General features: G+C 71.9%; 16 protein-coding genes. 4 read left to right on the forward strand and 12 right to left on the reverse strand.

What is annotated here, in order from left to right:
* Nucleotides 1–66: 66 nt before the first annotated feature.
* Nucleotides 67–1839, forward strand: coding sequence for a serine/threonine-protein kinase (locus DTL70_RS16580; RefSeq protein WP_114022711.1), 1773 nt, complete (start codon nt 67–69; stop codon nt 1837–1839).
* 16 nt (nt 1840–1855) lie between these two features.
* Here the strand turns inward: DTL70_RS16580 and DTL70_RS16585 are convergent, their stop codons facing one another.
* Nucleotides 1856–2443, reverse strand: a complete 588-nt coding sequence (locus DTL70_RS16585; protein WP_114022712.1) for a dienelactone hydrolase family protein — start codon at nt 2441–2443, stop codon at nt 1856–1858.
* 169 nt (nt 2444–2612) lie between these two features.
* Here DTL70_RS16585 and DTL70_RS16590 point away from each other — a divergent pair, with 169 nt between their 5' ends.
* Entirely contained in the window at nt 2613–3653 is a 1041-nt protein-coding gene (locus tag DTL70_RS16590; protein WP_114022713.1) for a mechanosensitive ion channel family protein, read from the forward strand.
* A gap of 112 nt (nt 3654–3765) precedes the next feature.
* On the opposite strand, the gene DTL70_RS16595 is transcribed toward DTL70_RS16590, so the two are convergent.
* Both DTL70_RS16595 and DTL70_RS16600 read right to left on the reverse strand, forming a co-directional pair.
* Nucleotides 3766–5370, reverse strand: a complete 1605-nt coding sequence (locus DTL70_RS16595; protein WP_114022714.1) for a Na+/H+ antiporter — start codon at nt 5368–5370, stop codon at nt 3766–3768.
* 3 nt (nt 5371–5373) lie between these two features.
* A complete protein-coding gene (locus tag DTL70_RS16600; RefSeq protein ID WP_114022798.1) occupies nt 5374–6315 on the reverse strand; it encodes an RluA family pseudouridine synthase in 942 nt (313 codons plus the stop codon).
* A 169-nt stretch (nt 6316–6484) separates the two neighbouring features.
* Here DTL70_RS16600 and DTL70_RS16605 point away from each other — a divergent pair, with 169 nt between their 5' ends.
* Entirely contained in the window at nt 6485–7690 is a 1206-nt protein-coding gene (locus tag DTL70_RS16605; protein WP_114022715.1) for a metallopeptidase domain-containing protein, read from the forward strand.
* A gap of 93 nt (nt 7691–7783) precedes the next feature.
* Here the strand turns inward: DTL70_RS16605 and lspA are convergent, their stop codons facing one another.
* Together lspA and DTL70_RS16615 are read right to left on the reverse strand one after the other, a co-directional pair.
* The gene (gene lspA, locus DTL70_RS16610) at nt 7784–8428 is read right to left on the reverse strand and encodes a signal peptidase II (protein ID WP_181860956.1); all 645 of its coding nucleotides are present in this window, start codon (nt 8426–8428) and stop codon (nt 7784–7786) included.
* A 53-nt stretch (nt 8429–8481) separates the two neighbouring features.
* Nucleotides 8482–9273, reverse strand: a complete 792-nt coding sequence (locus DTL70_RS16615; protein WP_114022716.1) for a TraR/DksA family transcriptional regulator — start codon at nt 9271–9273, stop codon at nt 8482–8484.
* 478 nt (nt 9274–9751) lie between these two features.
* On the opposite strand from DTL70_RS16615, the gene ileS reads away from it, so the two are divergent.
* The gene (gene ileS, locus DTL70_RS16620) at nt 9752–12880 is read left to right on the forward strand and encodes an isoleucine--tRNA ligase (RefSeq protein WP_114022717.1); all 3129 of its coding nucleotides are present in this window, start codon (nt 9752–9754) and stop codon (nt 12878–12880) included.
* A gap of 119 nt (nt 12881–12999) precedes the next feature.
* Here ileS and DTL70_RS16625 read toward each other — a convergent pair whose 3' ends face one another.
* The 7 genes from DTL70_RS16625 to DTL70_RS16655 all read right to left on the reverse strand — a co-directional run bounded on the left by DTL70_RS16625 (nt 13000) and on the right by DTL70_RS16655 (nt 19321).
* Nucleotides 13000–14220 carry a DivIVA domain-containing protein gene (locus tag DTL70_RS16625; RefSeq protein ID WP_114022718.1) on the reverse strand — a complete coding sequence of 407 codons (1221 nt, stop codon included), beginning with the start codon at nt 14218–14220 and terminating at the stop codon, nt 13000–13002.
* Between the two features lie 52 nt (nt 14221–14272).
* Nucleotides 14273–14557, reverse strand: a complete 285-nt coding sequence (locus tag DTL70_RS16630; RefSeq protein ID WP_114022719.1) for a YggT family protein — start codon at nt 14555–14557, stop codon at nt 14273–14275.
* Between the two features lie 67 nt (nt 14558–14624).
* Complete coding sequence (locus DTL70_RS16635; RefSeq protein WP_114022720.1) at nt 14625–15263, reverse strand: cell division protein SepF; 639 nt, start codon at nt 15261–15263, stop codon at nt 14625–14627.
* A 150-nt stretch (nt 15264–15413) separates the two neighbouring features.
* Nucleotides 15414–16160, reverse strand: coding sequence for a YggS family pyridoxal phosphate-dependent enzyme (locus DTL70_RS16640; RefSeq protein WP_114022721.1), 747 nt, complete (start codon nt 16158–16160; stop codon nt 15414–15416).
* A gap of 15 nt (nt 16161–16175) precedes the next feature.
* Nucleotides 16176–16907: a peptidoglycan editing factor PgeF gene (gene pgeF / locus DTL70_RS16645; RefSeq protein WP_114022722.1), complete on the reverse strand. Its 732-nt coding sequence runs from the start codon at nt 16905–16907 to the stop codon at nt 16176–16178.
* Between the two features lie 30 nt (nt 16908–16937).
* Nucleotides 16938–18185: a cell division protein FtsZ gene (gene ftsZ, locus DTL70_RS16650; RefSeq protein ID WP_114022723.1), complete on the reverse strand. Its 1248-nt coding sequence runs from the start codon at nt 18183–18185 to the stop codon at nt 16938–16940.
* Nucleotides 18186–18589: 404 nt separating this feature from the next.
* Nucleotides 18590–19321: a cell division protein FtsQ/DivIB gene (locus DTL70_RS16655; RefSeq protein ID WP_425470374.1), complete on the reverse strand. Its 732-nt coding sequence runs from the start codon at nt 19319–19321 to the stop codon at nt 18590–18592.
* Nucleotides 19322–19553 lie beyond the last annotated feature (232 nt).

Raw genomic sequence — 19553 nt, forward strand, 5'->3', positions numbered from 1 at the left:
TCACAACGCCTCGCACGCCTACGGCGGTCCGCACGCTGAGCGGGCCGGTGCCCGTACGCTGTGCGCATGACTGGGGGAGGGTACGGCCGGCCCGGCGATGTCGTCGACGGCCGCTTCGAGCTGCTGGAACGGCTGGGCTCCGGGGGCATGGGCACCGTGTGGCGGGCGCGGGATACCGCGCTGGATCGCGAGGTGGCGCTCAAGGAGGTACGGCAACCCGCCCTCGGACCTGGCCATGACCCGGACGAGGCGCACGCGGGGCCCGGCGCCGGCGCGCCGCGGGAGCGGGTGCTCAGGGAAGCGCGCGCGCTGGCCCGGCTCAGCCATCCGCACGTGGTGACGATCCACCACATCGTGGACGCGGGGCCCTGCCCGTGGCTGGTGATGGAGCTGGTACGCGGCCCCTCCCTCGAACAGCGTCTGGCAGAAGGGCCGTTGGAGCCGCGGGAGGCGGCGCGGCTGGGCCGCGAGGTGCTCTCCGCGCTGCGCACCGCGCACGCGGCGGGCATCCACCACCGTGACGTCAAGCCCGGCAACGTCCTGCTGCGCGAGGACGGTGCCGCCGTCCTCACCGACTTCGGCATCGCGGCGCTCCAGGGCTCCGCCACGGTGACGGCGACCGGCGAGTTCCTGGGCTCCCCCGAGTTCGTCGCCCCCGAACGGGTGCGCGGCGTCGAGGACGACCCTGCCGGCGACCTGTGGTCGCTCGGGCTGACGCTCTACGTCAGCACCGAGGCGCACAGCCCGCTGCGCCGCGCCACGACGCTGGCCACCATCGCCGCCGTCCTCGACGACCCGGTGCCGCCGCCGGTGCGCAGCGGGGCGCTCGGCCCGGTGCTGGAGGCCGTGCTCGTGCGGGATCCGGCCGCCCGGCCGACCGCCGAGGCCCTGGAGCGGATGCTGGCCGACGTCGCCGAGGGGCGCGCGGCGACGCCCTACCTGCCGACCGAGACGTCGATGCCGGTACGGAGCCCTTCCGCGTCGCCTCCGGGGACGGTGCCTCCCGGGACGGTGCCTTCCGGGACGGGTCCTTCCGGGACGGGTCCTTCCGGTGCAGACCCTTCCGGTACGGGTCCTTCCGGTACGGGTCCTTCCCCAGCGACGCGCCCCGGCGCGGTCCCGACCGGCACCGCCGCGGGGGGCGGGTCCGGCGCGGGCACGGCCGCCCACGTCCCGGGCGGGGCCTCCGGCGCGGGGCGCCGCCCGGGACGTGCCCCGCTGGTCGTGGCGGCCGCAGTCGTGGCGGCGGGCCTCGTCGCTGCCGGGGCCTTCGTGCTCACGCGGCCCGACGGGACGGGGAAATCGGCCGACGACATGCGCTCCCCGCTCCACACCCCGGCGGCGACCGACGCCGGCGGCCGCTCCCCCGGCTCCGGTCCGTCCGCCGCGGAGACCGGTCCGGGCCGCGAGAGCCGGAAGCCGGCCGACAAGGGGACGAAGAAGGCGGAGGACCCCACGAAGGAGCCCACCGCCGGCCCGGCCGCCCCCGAGCGGCAGGGCCCGGGCGACAGGTGGGTGGCCCAGCTGGGTTCCGTCGCCAAGTCGGAAGGGGTCGCAGCGCGCGAGAAGATGCGGGCCTCCCTCAGCCGCAAGGTGCCCGTCGTGCGCCACGTCGACAGCGACCGGTTCGCCTCCCTGCGCGCCGGCTACTGGATGTTCTACGCTCCCGGCCCGCCGGGCGGCTTCGCCAGTGGCCGGGCGGCAGCCGACTGGTGCGGCGAGCGGGGGCTGGCCTCCTCGAACCAGTGCGTGGGCCGGTACGTCAGCGACGACCCGGCCGACCGCGTGCACGTCTGTTCCCCGGACAAGAGCCGGGGCACGGGCCGCTGCCGGCGGTGAGGCCGCGGGCGTGGGGCTACAGCGTCTCCAGGAAGCCCAGCGCCGTGCGCCAGGTGGCCTCCGCCGCGTCCTCGTCGTAGTCGTCCAGCGAGGCGTGGGTGTACAGGTGCCCCACGCCGGGGTGGCGGTGGACCTCGACGTCGGCGCCGGCGCGCTGCATGCGCAGGTACCAGGCGGTGAGCCAGTCGTGGGGCTCGAAGGCGTCCGGGTCGCCGACGTGGAGCTGGACGGGAAGGTCGTCGACGGCGGCGTCTTCGGGGATGTCGGACGTCCCCGAGAAGAGCAGGAGGCCCCGGGCCTTCTCGTCGGCCAGCGCGAGGGTCTGGGCGACGGAGCCGCCCAGCGAGAAGCCCGCGTAGACCAGTCCCCGGTCCAGGAGCGGAGCCGTGGCGGTCACAGCTCGCCGCAGCAGCTCGTCGCGGTCGGGGCTGTCCTCCTTCTCCCGCATCCGCATGCCCTCCTCGACCGAGGCCGCGGTCGCGCCCTCGAACAGGTCGGGGGTGACCGCCTCGTGTCCCGCGGCGCGCAGCCGCTCGGCCGCGGCGTGCACATCCGCCGTGAGCCCGCACACGGAGTGGAAGAGGACGATCGATAGGGGTGCCACTGGATGTCACTTCCTTCACAAAGGGCCAAAGTGAGCGCCCTGGAGCCGGTTACTCCACATGGTGCCAGGTACGGTCGTCGGTGGCCTGGACGGCCGCGTGCACAGCTGCGCGTATGGCCGTCACCCCCGGCGCGCGGCGCCCGCGGGGTCCCCTAGGAGAAAGGCGACCATGGAGAACGTGCTCCGGCCCGTCATCGTCTTCGGTGGCGCGATCGTGCTGTCGTACGTACTCGCCTGGGCCCTCGACCGCCTGCTGGTCCGCCTCGACGCCCGGCACCCGGAGACCCCGATGTGGGGCCTGCTGCGCAGTGGCCGGGTCCCCTTCAACGCGGTGCTCTTCGTCGCGCTGGTCAGCGGTTTCTTCGACTCCACCCACCTGGCCAAGGACCACAGGGAAGGGGTCGACCTGTGGCTGACGATCATCACGATCGCGGCCTCGGCCTGGCTGATCCTGCGGATCGTCGCCGCGATAACCGAGACGATCGCCACCCGGTACGCGGGCGCCACCCACGACCCGGCGCGCGGCCGGCGGGTGCGCACGCAGCTGACGCTGATCCGGCGGCTGATCACCGCCGTGGTGACGGTGATCGCGGTCGCGGCGGTGCTGCTCCAGTTCCCCGGCATGAAGACGTTCGGCACCTCGATGCTGGCCTCGGCCGGTGTGCTGGGCATCGTCGCCGGTATCGCCGCCCAGTCCACGCTGGGCAACCTGTTCGCGGGGCTGTCGATCGCCTTCGGTGACATGGTGCGGATCGGCGACGAGGTCGTGGTGGAAGGCGAGATGGGAACGGTGGAGGAGATCACCGTCTCCTACCTGGTGATCTTCACCTGGGACGAGCGCCGCATCACCATGCCGGTCTCCTACTTCACCAACAACCCGTTCGAGAACTGGTCGCGCGGCGGTCCCCAGATGACCGGGACCGTCTACCTCCAGCTCGACCACGCGGCGCCCGTCACCGAGCTGCGCGCCCAGGCCGAGGAGCTGATCCGGGCGAGCGACGAGTGGGACGGCCGCAGCTGGAGCCTGGTCGTCACCGACACCACTCCCTCCACGATCGAGGTACGGGTCGCCATGACGGCGCGCTCCTCGGGCGACCTGTGGACGCTGCGCTGCTCGGTGCGTGAGCAGCTGCTGGCCTGGCTGCGCGACAAGCACCCGCAGGCGCTGCCGGGCATCCGGATCACCTCCCCGCAGGAGAAGATGCTCTGACCCCTCCCCGGGGAGCGGGTCCGGTGCACACCTCCCGCGGGCCCGGGCCGGCCGGCAGACGTGCCCGAAGGCGGGTCGCACGGACCCTTGAGGGGCGTTCACGCAGGTGAGGTCACACGCCGCGGAAGCTGCGGACGTCGAGCTGGTGCAGCACGCGGTCCACGACCTCCGGGTCCACCCCGGCCTCGCCGCGCGCGGCGATCACCTCGTGGCGGGCGGCGGACAGCAGCTCGCCGTTGAGGCGCCGCATCTTCTGCAGCCGGTCCACGCGCTTGCGGTGGGCGGCCCGGCGCTCGTCGTCGACGATGTCGGGGGAGATCCGCGCCCCCATGTCCCAGACCCTCCTGGCCAGCGCCTCGGAGACCTCTTCGGGCAGGTCCTCGACCTCCTCGATCTCCCGGAGCCGCTTGCGGGCCGCCTTGGCCACCCGCACCGCCAGCTGCCGCTCGACCTCGCGCTCCGCGGCGCTGTCGGCCTGGACGTTCAGCCGCTTGACGAGCCACGGCAGGGTCAGCCCCTGGAAGACGAGTGTGACGGTGACCACGGCGAACGCGATGAAGATGATCGCCTCGCGCCCGGGGAACGCGCCGCCGCCCGCCTCGGGCTCCAGGCTCAGCGGCACGGCCAGCGCCAGCGCGACCGAGGCCACTCCGCGCATCCCCGACCACCACACGACGACGGTCTCGCGCCAGTTGCGCGGAATGTCCTCGTCCAGGTCCTTGCGCTGGTGCAGCCGCTGGGCCAGCCACGCGGTCGGCAGCAGCCACAGCAGCCGCAGCACCACGACGACGCCGACGACCGCACCCGCGGCGGGCAGCAGCTGGCGCCACTCCTGCTGGACCGTGCCGAAGATCGTGTGCAGTTCCAGTCCGATCAGCCCGAAGGCGATGCCGGTGACCAGGGTGTCCACGATCTGCCAGAACGTCTGTCCGGCGAGCCGACCTTGCACGTCGTCCGCGTCCACGGCGTGCCCGGAGGCCAGGTAGAGGGCGGTGGTCAGCACGCCGAGCACGCCGGAGCCCATCAGCTCCTCGGCGAGCACGTAGGAGGCGAAGGGCACCAGGAGGGTCAGCCCGGTCTGGAGGGTGGCGTCGCCGAGGTAACTCATGAGCTTGTTGGCGAGCCAGCCGAGCCCCAGCCCGACGGCGACCGCGACCACGCCGGAGAGCACCAGCTCGCCCGCGGCGACCGGCAGGGAGAAGGAGCCGGTGACGGCGGCCGCGATCGCCACGTGGTAGAGGGTGATGGCCGTCACGTCGTTGAACAGGCCCTCGCCCTCCAGCGCGGAGACCAGACGGCGGGGAAGGCCGACGTTGCCGGCCACGGCGGTGGCCGCGACCGGGTCGGGCGGTGCGACCAGGGCGCCCAGCGCCACGGCACCGGCGAGGCCGAGCCCGGGCACCAGCGCGTTGGCGACGGCGGCCACGGCGGCGGTGGTGACGAAGACCAGCGCGACCGCCATCAGGAAGATCGGTCTCTTGTTCGCCGCGAACTGGCGCCAGGAGGTGCGCTGGGCCGCCGCGTAGATCAGCGGCGGCAGCACCAGCGGCAGGATGTACTCGGGCGGCAGCGAGACGTTCGGGATGGAGGGGACGACCGCCAGCACGCCGCCGAACAGGGTCATCAGCACCGGCGAGGGCAGGTTGAGCTTGTCCCCGAGCGGGACCATGACGACGGCGGCGAGCAGCAGGGCGAAGAAGAGTGCGAGCTGATCCATCGGTCAGGAGCTCTCCGCCCGCACCCGGTCGAGCGCCACCTGGAGGTCGTCGGGGTAGGAACTCTCGTACTCGACCCAGCGCCCGTCGCCCGGGTGTTCGAACCCGAGGCGTACGGCGTGCAGCCACTGCCGCTCCACCCGCAGCCGCTTGGCCAGCTTCGGATCGGCGCCGTAGGTGAGATCACCCACACACGGATGCCGGTGCGCGGCCATGTGCACCCGGATCTGGTGGGTGCGGCCCGTCTCCAGCTTGATGTCGAGCAGGCTGGCGGCCCGGAACGCCTCGATCAGGTCGTAGTGCGTCACCGAGGGCTTGCCCTCCGAGGTGACCGCCCACTTGTAGTCGTGCTGCGGATGGCGGCCGATGGGCGCGTCGATGGTGCCGCTGAGCGGATCGGGGTGGCCCTGGACCAGCGCGTGGTACCGCTTGTCGACGGTACGTTCCTTGAACTGGCGCTTGAGCAGCGTGTACGCGCGCTCGGACTTGGCGACGACCATCAGCCCCGAGGTGCCCACGTCCAGCCGGTGGACGATGCCCTGGCGCTCGGCGGCACCCGAGGTCGCGATGGTGTAGCCGGCGGCGGCCAGCCCGCCGATCACGGTGGGGCCGCTCCAGCCGGGGCTCGGATGCGCGGCGACACCGACCGGTTTGACGATCACCACGATGTCGTCGTCGTCATGGACGATCTCCATGCCCTCGACGGGTTCGGCCACGATCCGCACCGGCTGCGCCCGCTGGGGCATCTCCACCTCCAGCCACGCCCCGCCCTGTACGCGGTCCGACTTGCCCGCGGGCGCCCCGTCGAGCAGCACCTTCCCCTCAGCGGCCAACTCCGCCGCTTTGGTCCTCGAGAAGCCGAACATCCTGGCGAGCGCGGCGTCGACGCGCTCACCCTCCAGGCCGTCGGGTACGGGCAGGGTCCGGGTCTCAGGAAGCGTGCTCACCTGATCGAGTATGCCGGACACACCCGTACGGCCCGCACGCCCGCACCCGGGCGCTCCCTCACCCGCGCGGCTCACCCGGGGGTGCGGCGCCCCTGCCGCGAGCGGACGGTGTCACCACGGACAGCCCTTGAGCCCCGGGGTCGGCGAGCTTATGCGGAGGGATCAGCCGATGACGCCGCGCAGGACACCGAAGCGCCCCGCCCTGGCCGTGGTCACAGCTTTGGCGACAGCCTGCCTCACCCTCGTCCCCGTCCCGGTCGCGGCCGCCGAGGGCATCTCGGGGCCGTGCGCGATAGCGTCCGGCTCCGGCACCGACGAGGGGCCCCTCGGGGCGGGCTACGTCCGGCCGCGCGGGCACAAGCGTGCGCTGATGCTGATGGTCGACTTCCCCGACCACCCCGCCGCCACCCCGGCCGGCGAACGCGCCCGCTTCTTCTCCCGGTACGGCGACCGCTTCCTCGACCGCGCCTCGTTCGGCAAGTACCGCCTGGATGTCGCCCCCAGCGCGGACTGGATACGCATGCCGCGGCCGTGGTCCTCCTACGGGATCACCCGCGGCATCCCCACAGGACTGATGCGCGGTTACGTCCAGGACGCGCTGGAGGCCGCGCAGCGCCAGGGCACCGACGTGCGCGGCGCCGACCTGGTCTTCGTCGTCGCCGACAGCAACGTTCCCGCGCCGCCCACCGTCTCCCAGGCCCACACCTTCGAGGGACTGCGGGCGGGCGGCACCCCGGTGCACGGCGCCGCCCTCATCTTCGGGCGGGCCTCCGACTCGGCACTGTGGCAGCGCGGCAACTTCGTCCACGAGGCCAACCACCTCTACGGGCTGCCCGACCTCTACAACGTCTCCCAGAACGCCTCGGTCGAGTACGCGGGCGGCTGGGACACGATGAGCATGGCCGGGATATCCGACCTGCTCGGCTGGCACAAGTGGAAGTTCGGCTGGCTGGACCGCTCCCGCGTCGGCTGCGTCACCGCGCCCGGCACCAGCGAGCACACCCTCTCCCCCATCAGCGGCCGGAACGCGGGCATCACCGTCGTGCGGACCGGCAGCCACAGCGCCATCGTCGCCGAGGCCCGCACCCGCACGGGCCTGGACCGGGACATCTGCGCGGAGGGCGTCCTCGTCTACACCGTCGACTCCCGCACGCCCACGGGCGAGGGACCCGTCCGGGTGGTCGACTCCCGGCCGCACAGCGGCGGCGGCCCCGCCTGCGCCGACCGGCTGCCCACCGAACTCGCCGAGATGTCCGACGCGCCGTTCACGCCGGGCGAGAGCCACACCTTCCGCGGCGGGGTGCGCATCACGGTCACCGGGGCGACGCACGACGGCTACCGGATACGGGTGCACGTACCCGACCGTGCGGAGTGACGCCCGACAGGGGCGGGCGCGGCCGTCGGGGCCCGCGGCGACGGGCGGGAGGCGGGAACGCGGGAAAGCAGGGGGCCCGGGGACGGCGGCGGGTCAGTCGCGGTGGACGGTGCCGTCCGGGTCGAGGCCGCGGAAGGAGAGCAGCACGATCAGGATGCCGCCGCAGACGATGGCCGAGTCGGCGAGGTTGAAGACCGCGAAGTGCTTGGGGGCGATGAAGTCCACCACGGCGCCCTGGAAGACGCCGGGCGCGCGGAAGATCCGGTCCGTCAGGTTGCCGCAGGCGCCGCCCAGCAGCAGCCCCAGCGCGATGGCCCACGGGGTGCTGTAGAGCTTGCGCGCGAGGCGGGCGATCACGACGACGACGGTCGTCGCGATGGCCGTCAGCACGATCGTCAGCGCCTCGCCCACGCCGAACGCCGCGCCGGCGTTGCGGATGACGTTGAGCTGGAGCCAGGAGCCGAACACCTCGACCGGCGCGTGGTTCTCCAGCTCGGCGACCACCACCAGCTTGCTGACCAGGTCCAGCACGAGGGCGAGCGCCGCCACCGCGACCAGCACGGCGATCCGGCGCCTGCCCCTGGCGGGCGCGGGCGACTCCTCGCCCTCGCCCTGCCGTTCGTCACCCTGCTGTGCGTCAGCCCGCTGCCCGTCGCCCTGCTGTTCGTCACCCCGCTGTGCGTCGTCCTCGGCCACACCGGCCGCGCGGTCGTCGGGGCCCTCGCCGGTCCGGTCCACCTCAGTCACGCCTTGAGGGTACGACACCCGGGCCCGGCTCGGGTCATCGGCGGTCAGCGGCGCTCCTGCTTCTGCTTGCACTCCACGCACAGCGTCGCCCTGGGGAACGCCTGCATCCTGGCCTTGCCGATCGGCTTGCCGCAGTTCTCGCACAGGCCGTAGGTGCCCGCGTCCAGCCGCTCCAGGGCCCGCTCGGTCTGGTACAGCATCTCGCGGGCGTTGGCGGCCAGCGCCATCTCGTGCTCGCGGGTGATGTTCTTGGTGCCGGTGTCGGCGTCGTCGTCGCCCGCGCCGTCACCCGAGTCGCGCATCAGCCCGTTGAGCGCCTCCTCCGCCGAGGCGATCTCGTGCTTGAGGCGGGACACCTCCTCGCGCAGCCCGGAGCGCGCCTCCTCGACCTCTTCGGGGGACCAGGGGTCCTCGCCCGGGCGGACGGGCAGCTCCCCGGGGGCGGCGGACCCTGTGCCGGTCCGCGCCGAGGGCACCGCCTCGGCCTGCGCCTTGGACGTCTTCTTCGCAGCCACCGTCTCAGCTCCCGTCGTGTTCTGCGCGGCCTGTCCCGCGGGCGCCTGGTGAGCGTCGCCCGACCGGTCCGCGGCCGCGTCGGCCGCTGTCACTTCCGCCGCGGCCTCGGAGGCCGCGGGCCGTTCCCCCGCGGCCTTCTTCGCCGCGGCCTTCTTCGCCGGAGCCTTCGCCGGTGCCTTCTTCACCCCCGCCTTCCTGGCCGCCGTCTTCTTTTCCCCCGCCTCCCCGCCGGGAACCTTCTTGGCCGCCGCCTTTTTCGTGGCTTTCTTCGCCGCCGCCTTCTTCGCCACCTTCTTCGCGGCCCTCTCCTCCGCCACCATGACCGCGACCCCTTCACATTTTGTGATCTTGCTCGCGAAACGTGACCGGAACGATAAATCGACTTCAAGCGCACGGCAACGGGGCACGCCGGTCTGCATCCGTTGTGCCCCGCCCGGCCGGTCGAAAACCGCTCCACCGCCCCGCGCGGAGCCCCGTACACTGGGGGCGGCGTGAGGCGATGAAGGGGACGAGTAACCCCGTAGGCAGCCCCAAGCGATCCGGGGACGGTGGGAGCCCGGAGGCGAGCGCGGCGTGAAGATCACCCCGGAGCCGCCGGAAGAAAGCTCCACGGACACCCTCCGGGAGCGAGTAGACCCGGCAGCGCTGCCCCAATGAGGGGGCGGAGGGCCGCACCGGCCCGCCGCCAAGGAGGGTGGTACCGCGGGTTCGCCGCCGCAAGGCAGCGCGCTCGTCCCTCCGACGGTAATGAAGGCGCACCCGCCTTCTGGATGTCCGCCGGAGGAAGAAGACCCGACGATGCAGTACAACCAGGTGCCCGCCCAGGTCGACCTGCCCGCGCTGGAGCGGGCCGTGCTCGACTTCTGGAGCGAGAGCAAGGTGTTCGCCCGCAGCCTCGAGAGGTCCGAGGGCCGCCCCGAGTGGGTCTTCTACGAGGGCCCGCCCACCGCGAACGGCATGCCGGGCGCGCACCACATCGAGGCCCGCGTCTTCAAGGACGTCTTCCCCCGCTTCCGCACCATGCGCGGCTACCACGTGGCCCGCAAGGCCGGCTGGGACTGCCACGGGCTGCCCGTCGAGCTGGCCGTGGAGAAGGAGCTGGGCTTCAACGGCAAGCAGGACATCGAGAACTTCGGCATCGCCGCCTTCAACGCCAAGTGCCGCGAGTCGGTCACCCGGCACACCGACGCCTTCGCCGAGCTGACGACCCGGATGGGCTACTGGGTCGACCTGGACGACGCCTACCGCACGATGAGCCCCGAGTACATCGAGTCGGTGTGGTGGTCGCTCAAACAGATCTTCGAGAAGGGGCTGCTGGTCCAGGACCACCGGGTCGCCCCCTGGTGCCCCCGCTGCGGCACCGGCCTCTCGGACCACGAGCTGGCCCAGGGCTACGAGACCGTCGTGGACCCCTCGGTCTACGTGACGCTGCCGCTGACCTCGGGGCCGCTGGCCGGCGAGGCCTCCCTGATGGTGTGGACGACCACGCCGTGGACCCTGGTGTCCAACCTCGCGGTCGCCGCCCACCCCGACGTCACCTACGTGGTCGCCTCCAACGGCACCGACAAGATCGTCGTCGCCGAGCCGCTGCTGACCTCCGCCCTGGGCGAGGACTGGCACATCACGGGCCAGCGCTACACGGGTCGCGAGATGAACGGCTGGCACTACCGGCGCCCGTTCGACCTCATCGACATCCCCGAAGCGCACTTCGTCGTCAACGACACCTACGTCACCACCGAGGACGGCACCGGCATGGTGCACCTGGCGCCCTTCGGCGAGGACGACTTCCGGGTGGCGCGCGCCAACGGCATCGAGCCGGTCGTGCCCGTCCGCGCCGACGGCACCTTCGAGCCCGAGCTGGACCTGATCGGCGGACAGTTCTTCAAGAAGGCCGACGAGGCGCTGGTCGCGGACATGGACGCGCGCGGCATCCTCTTCCGCCACGTCGCCTACGAGCACAGCTATCCGCACTGCTGGCGCTGCCACACGGCGCTCATCTACTACCCCCAGCCGTCCTGGTACATCCGCACCACCCAGATCAAGGAAGCCCTCCTGCGGGAGAACGAGGCGACCAACTGGTTCCCCGAGTCCGTCAAGCACGGCCGCTTCGGCGACTGGCTGGACAACAACGTGGACTGGGCGCTCTCGCGCAACCGCTACTGGGGCACCCCGCTGCCCGTCTGGCGCTGCGAGGAGGGCCACTTCACCTGCGTCGGCTCGCTGGCCGAGCTGAGCGACCTGTCCGGCACCGACCAGTCGGGCCTGGACCCGCACCGCCCCTACATCGACGCCGTCACCTTCGCCTGCCCCACCGAGGGCTGCGGCCGGCAGGCCACCCGCGTCCCCGAGGTCATCGACGCCTGGTACGACTCGGGGTCGATGCCCTTCGCGCAGTGGGGCTACCCCTACAAGAACAAGGAGCTGTTCGAGAAGCGCTACCCGGCGCAGTTCATCTCCGAGGCCATCGACCAGACCCGCGGCTGGTTCTACACGCTGATGGCCGTCGGCACCCTCGTCTTCGACAAGTCGTCCTACGAGAACGTCGTCTGCCTGGGCCACATCCTCGCCGAGGACGGCCGCAAGATGTCCAAGCACCTGGGCAACATCCTGGAGCCCATCCCGCTCATGGACCAGCACGGCGCCGACGCGGTGCGCTGGTTCATGGCCGCCGGCGGCTCCCCCTGGGCCGCGCGCCGGGTCGGCCACGGCACCATCCAGGAGGTCGTCCGCAAGACCCTGCTGACCTACTGGAACACCGTCGCCTTCCAGGCGCTGTACGCGCGCACCAGCGGCTGGGCGCCCGCCGAGTCCGACCCCGCGCCGCACGAGCGCCCCCTGCTCGACCGGTGGCTGCTGAGCGAACTGCACGCCCTGATCGACCAGGTCACACTCGCCATGGACGGCTACGACACGCAGCGCGCCGGCAAGCTGCTGTCCACCTTCGTCGACGACCTGTCCAACTGGTACGTGCGCCGCTCCCGCCGCCGCTTCTGGCAGGGCGACCCGGCCGCGCTGCGCACCCTGCACGAGGTCGTCGAGACGGTCACCCAGCTGATGGCGCCCCTCACCCCGTTCATCACCGAACGGGTCTGGCAGGACCTCATCGTCCCCGTCACCCCCGGCGCCCCCGACTCCGTACACCTGTCCGCCTGGCCCCAGGCCGACCTGAGCCGCATCGACCCCGAGCTGTCCCAGGACATGCTGCTGGTCCGGCGCCTGGTCGAGCTCGGCCGGGCGTCCCGCGCCGAGTCCGGCGTCAAGACCCGCCAGCCCCTCTCCCGCGCCCTCATCGCCGCGCAGGGGTTCGAGACGCTCTCCCCCGAGATGCGGACGCAGATCACCGAAGAGCTCAACGTCGAACAGCTGGCCTCGCTCTCCGAGGTCGGCGGCTCCCTCGTCGACACCTCCGCCAAGGCCAACTTCCGGGCGCTGGGCCGCCGCTTCGGCAAGGACACCCAGGCCGTCGCCCAGGCCATCGCGGGCGCCGACGCGGCGGCGCTGTCCGTGGCGCTGCGGGAGGGCAACGCCACGGTGGAGGTCGACGGCGCGATGGTCGCGCTCAGCCCCGAAGAGGTCATCATCACCGAAACCCCGCGGGAAGGCTGGTCGGTGGCGTCCGACACAGGCGCCACGGTCGCGCTCGATCTGGAGATCAGCCCGGAGCTGCGCCGCACGGGCCTGGCCCGGGACGCCATCCGGCTCATCCAGGAGGCCCGCAAGAACTCCGGGCTCGACGTGGCCGACCGCATCGAGCTGCGGTGGCAGTCCGCCGACGAGGAGGTGTCCCGCGCCCTGGCCGAGCACACCTTCCTGATCGCCGAGGAAGTCCTGGCCACGGAGTTCGCCCAGGGCGACCCCACCGAGCTGGAGGGCCCCTCCTTCGAGGACGAGGCCCTGTCCCTCACGTTCCGGCTGCGCAAGGCGTAGCGGGCTTCCCCCTGCCCCCGCCCTTTCCCGGAACTGGGGGCGGGGGCAGGGGACGAAAACGGGCCGGGCCCGAGAGCGAGGTGCTCTCGGGCCCGGCCCGTTGAAGGACGGTCAGCGCGTCAGCTGTCGTCCTCGTCGATGAGGAAGCCCCGCATCGGCGAGGGGGCCTGCGCCGCCTGGGGACCGCCCTGCGGGCGGACCGGCGCCATCGGCTGCGTCATCGCGGGCGACATCTGCTGCTGCCCGCCGTACGACTGCCCGGCTCCGCCCTGGGTGTGGTGCGAGCCCGCACCCGGGCCACCGTGGCCGCCCATGGAGTGCCCGTTGGCACCCATCGGCTGGTGGCCGCCCATGGAACCGCCACCACCCGCGGGTCCCCCGGAGGGGCCGCCGGCACCGGCCGTCGCCATGGAGGGCGTGGGCGCGGGCAGCGAGGCGGTCGCGGGCGTCCGCGGGGGGGCCAGCGAGTCGTCGGCCTGGTTCTCCAGCTGACGCAGCTGGCTCTCCAGGTACGACTTCAGCCGCGTGCGGTACTCGCGTTCGAAGCCGCGCAGGTCCTCGACCTTGCGCTCCAGCGTGGCGCGCGCGGACTCCAGGGAGCCCATCGCCACGCGGTGCTTCTCCTGCGCGTCCCGCTCCAGCGCGTCGGCCTTGGCGCGGGCGTCCCGCTCCAGGCCCTCGGCGCGGCTGCGGGCCTCACCGACGATCTTGTTGGCCTCGGAACGGGCCTCCGCGATCGCCTGGTCGGCGGTCTGCTGCGCCAGCGACAGCACGCGCGCGGCGCTGTCGTTGTTCTGGCCGCCGGGACCGCCGGGACCACCCGGGCCGCCGGGACCGCCCGGGCCACCGGGCATCTGCGGGCCGCCCTGCGGACCGCCGGGGCCCATCGGACCGCCCTGCTGCGGCCCCGGGCCACCGGGACCCATCGGGCCGCCCTGCGGGCCCGGACCACCGGGACCGCCGTGCCCACCCGGGCCACCGGGGCCCGCGGGGAGCTGCGCCTGCGCGCCGGGAAGCTGCGGCGGACCGCCCATGCCCTGCTGCTGGGGCGGGACGGGCTGCGGTCCGGATATGGCGGCGGGCACAGGCGCCCCACCTTGCTGCGGCTGCCTGTCCTGAGGTTCAGGAGGCTTTCGCATACCGCCCTGTTGCTGGTTCTGCGCGGCCGCGCGCGTGGCTGCTGCCAGCTTGGCGCGCAGGTCCTCGTTCTCCCGCAACAGGCGGGTCAGTTCGGCTTCGACCTCATCGAGGAAGGCATCGACCTCGTCCTCGTCATAGCCTTCACGCAGACGGACGGTCGTGAACTGTTTGTTCCGCACGTCCTCGGGGGTCAGGGGCATCTCTTCACCTCAACGTAAGTCGTCGGCATACCGGCAAGACCATTCCGATCGTTCACACCCAGCCCACGACGCTGATCAGGATGTAGACGATGATCATGAGCACGAAGAAGGACAGGTCTAGCGCTACGCCCCCGAAGCGCAGCGGGGGGATGAACCGCCGCAATAGCTTGAGTGGCGGATCGGTGACAGTGTAGGTGGCCTCCAGAACGACCACCATCGCCTTGCCGGGTTGCCAAGAGCGGGCGAACTGGAAGACGTAGTCCATCACCAGTCGGAAGATCAACACGAGTAGGTAGACCCACAGCACGATTTGGACCACGCCCAAAGCGGTTCTCATCTGCGCGTCCCTCTCCCCTGGGGGTGCTCTGTGCGGTCCTGCCGACCGTTTCCGGACTCTGCCTGTCTCAGCTCTGGTTGAAGAACCCGCCCTCTGCGATGCGGGCCTTGTCCTCCGCCGTGACATCGACGTTAGCAGGAGACAGCAGGAACACCTTCTGCGTCACTCGCTCGATACTGCCGTGCAGGCCGAAGACCAGACCAGCCGCAAAGTCGACAAGTCGCTTCGCGTCGGTGTCGTCCATCTCCGTCAGATTCATGATCACCGGAGTGCCTTCACGGAAGTGTTCCCCGATGGTACGGGCTTCGTTGTAGGTCCGGGGATGCAACGTGGTGATCCGGTACGGCTCTCGCTCGGACACGACCTTGGGCATGATCACCGGGGCACTCTTCTCGACGTTCTGGCGTTCAGGTGTGATGGATGACACCGGGGCGATTCTCCCCGCTCGTCCACTTTCGGCGGCAACTGCCGGAGTCGGCTCCGTCTCCCGTTCCCGCTGCGCCGGCGGGTGAACGACCCGTACCGGTTCGTCCGGTTCGGTCTTTTGAAGGGAATGATGTGACTCTTCCGACTCGTACCGTCGACGGTCGCGTTCGGGCTCGGGTTCGGGCTCGAACTCGTCGTCGGGGTCGAAGCCCCGGCTGTCGTACCCATCGTCCTCCACGAGGCCGAGGTAGACCGCCATCTTGCGCATCGCGCCGGCCATTCTCTGCGTCCTCCGCTCTGTGGTGGATCGACTCCATCGACGCAGCCCCCGTCACCGGTGGCCCTGGGATGATCCACGCAGCCTCTCCGACCGGTCTTTTCCGGCGGAAATGACCATATATTCTGCTGTGGCCCAACTCGTTTGGCGACGTTACCGGAGCGGGGGGCGCCGACCGAGTACCGCGCTGCCGACGCGCACATGTGTCGCACCCGCACGCACCGCCTCTTCGAGATCCGAACTCATCCCTGCCGAGACCATCGTCGCAGCAGGATGCGCCGTACGCAGGCCGGTTGAGATTTCCCTCAGCTGCGCGAACGCCTCCTGCGGCCGCCCGGCGAGCGGCCCGGAAAGCGGCGCGACCGTCATCACTCCGTCGAGCCGCAGCCCTTGGGCGGCCCCGATCGCCTCCGCGAGATCCGTCACACCGTCGGGTGCCGCACCGCCGCGCTCCCCGACGGAACCCGCCTCGGCGTCGAAGGCGACCTGCACCGCGCACCCGATCTCGCGTTCGGCGCGCGTCGCGGCGTTCGAGAGCGCGGTGACGAGCCGCAGCCGGTCGACGGAGTGGACGCGCTCGGCGTAACCGGCCACAGAACGGGCCTTGTTCGTCTGGAGCTGGCCGACGAAGTGCCAGCGCAGCGCCGTGTCCGCACACGCGGCGGCCTTCGGCGCGGCCTCCTGGTCGCGGTTCTCGGCGACGTCACGGACGCCGAGCTCGGCCAGCAGCCGCACGTCCGAGGCGGGGTAGGTCTTGGTGACGACGACGAGGGTGACCTCCTCGCGCCCGCGCCCCGCGGTGTCACAGGCGCGCGCGATGCGCTCCTCCACCCGGGCGAGGTTGGCGGCGAGCTCGGCCTTGCGCGCTCCCCCGTCAGCACCGAAGGACGCCGCGGTCATTCCTGCCGTCACTACTCAGTTCGCCTCGATCCAGACATAACTCGCAAGCCGTCCCGTCGTCTTGTCCCGCCGGTACGAGAAGTGATCACCCGATTCGAGGGTGCACACGGACGAGAGTTCCCCCTGCGTGACACCCGCACGGGCGAGCTGCGCCCGCACCCCGGCCGCCATGTCCACGGCCGGTGTGCCCCACCGCGTCGTCGCGTACGCCTCGGGAACGGCCGCCGCGACCTCCTCGCGCATCCACGCGGGCACCTCGTAGCAGCCGCCGCACACCGCGGGGCCCGTGCGGGCCACGATGCGGTGCGGCTCGGCACCGAGCCCGACCATGGCGTCCACCGTCGCGCCCGTCACACCGGACAGCACACCCGGCCGCCCCGCGTGCGCCGCACCCACGACCCCGGCAACCGGGTCGGCCAGCAGCACGGGGGTGCAGTCGGCGGTGAGGACGGCGAGCGCGAGCCCCCTGCGCGCCGTCACGACGCCGTCGACCTCCGGCGCGTGACCACCGAACGGCGCCTCAACGACCGCGACGTCGCGCCCGTGCACCTGACGCATCCACACCACCTCGTCGGGCGACAGACCGAGCGCCCGCGCGGCCCGCTCCCGGTTGGTGCGTACCGCTCCGGGGTCGTCACCGACCGCGCCGCCGAGGTTCAGCTCCTCATACGGAGCGGCGCTCACCCCGCCCCACCTGTCGGTGGAGGCGAAGTGCGCGCCGCTGACGTTCTCTTGTGCGGATATCACTTCGGCACTCGCATCACTTCGCCACTCGCGTCACTTCAGGAAGTCCGGCACGTCCAGTTCCTCGGCCTGGCTGTCGTGGTACGGACGGGCCGGCGGCACCTGCGGCGTGGTGGGCGGAGGCGGCGGCACCTCACCCACCGGCGAGGGCTCCCTGCGGGAGGGGATCGAGTCCTCCTCCTCACGCGGCGTCACCGAGCCGAGGCCGCCGAAGGCGGGGCGCTCCGGCTCCGGATCACTGCTAGGGGACGGCGACTCCTCCTTGTACGCGGGCTGCGAGGAAGACGACGAGGAGGAGGAACCGAGCGCCTTCTCGCCCTTCTTGGAGGGCGGCTGACCGCCGTCGAAGCCGGCGGCGATGACGGTGACCCGCACCTCGTCGCCGAGTGCGTCGTCGATGACGGCGCCGAAGATGATGTTCGCCTCGGGGTGCGCGGCCTCGCTCACCAACTGCGCGGCCTCGTTGATCTCGAACAGCCCGAGGTCCGAGCCACCCGAGATGGACAGCAGCACCCCGCGCGCCCCGTCGATGGAGGCCTCCAGCAGCGGCGAGGAGATCGCCATCTCCGCCGCGGCCACCGCACGGTCGTCCCCGCGCGCCGAGCCGATCCCCATCAGGGCCGACCCCGCCTCGGACATCACGGACTTGACGTCGGCGAAGTCGAGGTTGATCAGGCCCGGAGTGGTGATCAGGTCGGTGATGCCCTGGACACCCGAGAGCAGCACCTGGTCCGCCGACTTGAACGCGTCCAGCACGCTCACCTGGCGGTCGGAGATGGACAGCAGCCGGTCGTTCGGAATGACGATCAGCGTGTCGACCTCGTCGCGCAGCCCGGCGATGCCGTCCTCGGCCTGGTTGGCGCGGCGGCGGCCCTCGAAGGTGAAGGGGCGGGTGACGACGCCGATGGTGAGGGCGCCGAGCGAGCGGGCGATGTTCGCCACGACGGGCGCGCCGCCCGTGCCGGTGCCACCGCCCTCGCCCGCGGTCACGAAGACCATGTCGGCCCCCTTGAGGACCTCCTCGATCTCCTCGCGGTGGTCCTCGGCCGCCTTGCGGCCGACGTCCGGGTTGGCGCCGGCGCCGAGGCCGCGAGTCAGCTCGCGGCCCACGTCGAGCTTGACGTCGGCGTCGCTCATCAACAGGGCTTGCGCGTCAGTGTTGATCGCGATGAACTCGACGCCCTTGAGACCGACCTCGATCATCCGGTTGATGGCGTTCACGCCACCGCCGCCGATTCCGACGACCTTGATGACTGCGAGGTAGTTCTGCGGTGCTGCCACGTCGAAGGCCTCTCGCCTCGAGTTACGTATCCCTGTGGGGCGGTCCGAACGCCGACCCGAACCCTAAGCGTGAAGTTTAGGGTTACCAGTGCCTGTCTTACTTGGACTCTTCGCAACGGACACTAAGTCGACAAGTGCTGGGTGTTCAACGAACACGCCGAACCTCCCGTTTTTCTTTTCACCCTATGTGATCAGGCCTTGCAGTAGCCATCCAGGGTGCTCACCAGCGGCTATGTCAGTCAACTGACCAAGCCGCCGACCGATGTGGGTTCAGCCTGGACAAGCCGGGTGCCGCCGGTCAACTGACGCGGCCACGAGCGTGGCGACTCCAGCCGTTCGCCGAACCCGGCCGGGGGTACACGGGGGTTGTGCCGCCCGTACCACGGCGGGTGGATCGGCGCGGTTCAACCGCCCGAGGCGGCGGGGGCACTGGGCACCGTGACGTCGAAGTGGGTGGCGTCCTTCGCCGCCTTCAGCAGGGCGGTCAGCGCGGCGGCCTTCGCCTTGCCGCGTTCGGCGCTGCCCCACCGCACGGTGCGGTCCTCGGTCAGTTCGACGGTGATGTCGTCGTATGAGCGGACTCTTACCAGCCGGGTGGCGTCCTGGACGGCGTCGGGCAGGGAAGTGGCGACCCGCGCCGCCTCCTTCCGCAGCCGCCGGGCGGAGAAGTACCTCTCGGCGGCTTCCTTCTTCGGTTCCACCGCGAGAAGCGGAACGCCTTTCGGTGGCTTGTCGTCTGTGGCGAATCGCACGCCTTCGGCGTCCACCTCGACGTACTTTCCCGCGTTCTCCATGACGAGTTCGGGCCGTCTTTCGGTGACGGTGACGGTGATGCCGTGCGGCCAGTCCCGCTCGGCGACCACCTCGCGCACGCGCGGCAGCGCGGCGCGGACGCGTTGCCGCACCGCGCCCTTGTCGACGGAGATGAGCGGCTCCCCGAGTGGGACCGCCGCCGCGTGGGTGACCTCGGAGCGGGTCAGGGCCCGGGTGCCGTCGACGGAGACGCTCTCGGCGCGCAGCCACGGGGAGCCGTAGAGCACCCAGGTGCCGAACCCGCCGAGCGGCAGCGCGAGCGCGAGGGCGAGGACGAGGGTGCGGCGACGCGGTACGCGTGCCCCCAACCCGGTCCGGCGCAGCGGTCCCTGCGGCTGCTCACCGTGCCCGGATTCCGGCCCGGAACCGGAACCCGAACCGGAGGCGCGGGCGCCGCGCACTCGGGCGCCGGGCGCGAGGCGGGCGCCGGCGCGCCCGCCCTCGGCCTCGGCGGTCCGCGCCCGTGGCCGCGCCGCCGCCGCTTCGGCCCTGCCGCTCGCCTGCTCCGCCTGGGCAGCCTTGGCGGTTCTCGCAGCTCTGACCACGCCGGACCAC

The organism is Streptomyces diacarni, from assembly GCF_003323715.1.
Taxonomy (GTDB): domain Bacteria; phylum Actinomycetota; class Actinomycetes; order Streptomycetales; family Streptomycetaceae; genus Streptomyces; species Streptomyces diacarni.

Excerpts from the sequence above, each read along its gene's own strand:
- DTL70_RS16580 (WP_114022711.1), top strand. The coding sequence starts at position 67 with ATGACTGGGGGAGGGTACGGCCGGCCCGGCGATGTCGTCGACGGCCGC.
- DTL70_RS16590 (WP_114022713.1), top strand. The coding sequence starts at position 2,613 with ATGGAGAACGTGCTCCGGCCCGTCATCGTCTTCGGTGGCGCGATCGTG.
- DTL70_RS16595 (WP_114022714.1), bottom strand. The coding sequence starts at position 5,370 with ATGGATCAGCTCGCACTCTTCTTCGCCCTGCTGCTCGCCGCCGTCGTC.
- DTL70_RS16605 (WP_114022715.1), top strand. The coding sequence starts at position 6,485 with ATGACGCCGCGCAGGACACCGAAGCGCCCCGCCCTGGCCGTGGTCACA.
- DTL70_RS16615 (WP_114022716.1), bottom strand. The coding sequence starts at position 9,273 with ATGGTGGCGGAGGAGAGGGCCGCGAAGAAGGTGGCGAAGAAGGCGGCG.
- ileS (WP_114022717.1), top strand. The coding sequence starts at position 9,752 with ATGCAGTACAACCAGGTGCCCGCCCAGGTCGACCTGCCCGCGCTGGAG.
- DTL70_RS16625 (WP_114022718.1), bottom strand. The coding sequence starts at position 14,220 with ATGCCCCTGACCCCCGAGGACGTGCGGAACAAACAGTTCACGACCGTC.
- DTL70_RS16630 (WP_114022719.1), bottom strand. The coding sequence starts at position 14,557 with ATGAGAACCGCTTTGGGCGTGGTCCAAATCGTGCTGTGGGTCTACCTA.
- DTL70_RS16635 (WP_114022720.1), bottom strand. The coding sequence starts at position 15,263 with ATGGCCGGCGCGATGCGCAAGATGGCGGTCTACCTCGGCCTCGTGGAG.
- DTL70_RS16640 (WP_114022721.1), bottom strand. The coding sequence starts at position 16,160 with ATGACCGCGGCGTCCTTCGGTGCTGACGGGGGAGCGCGCAAGGCCGAG.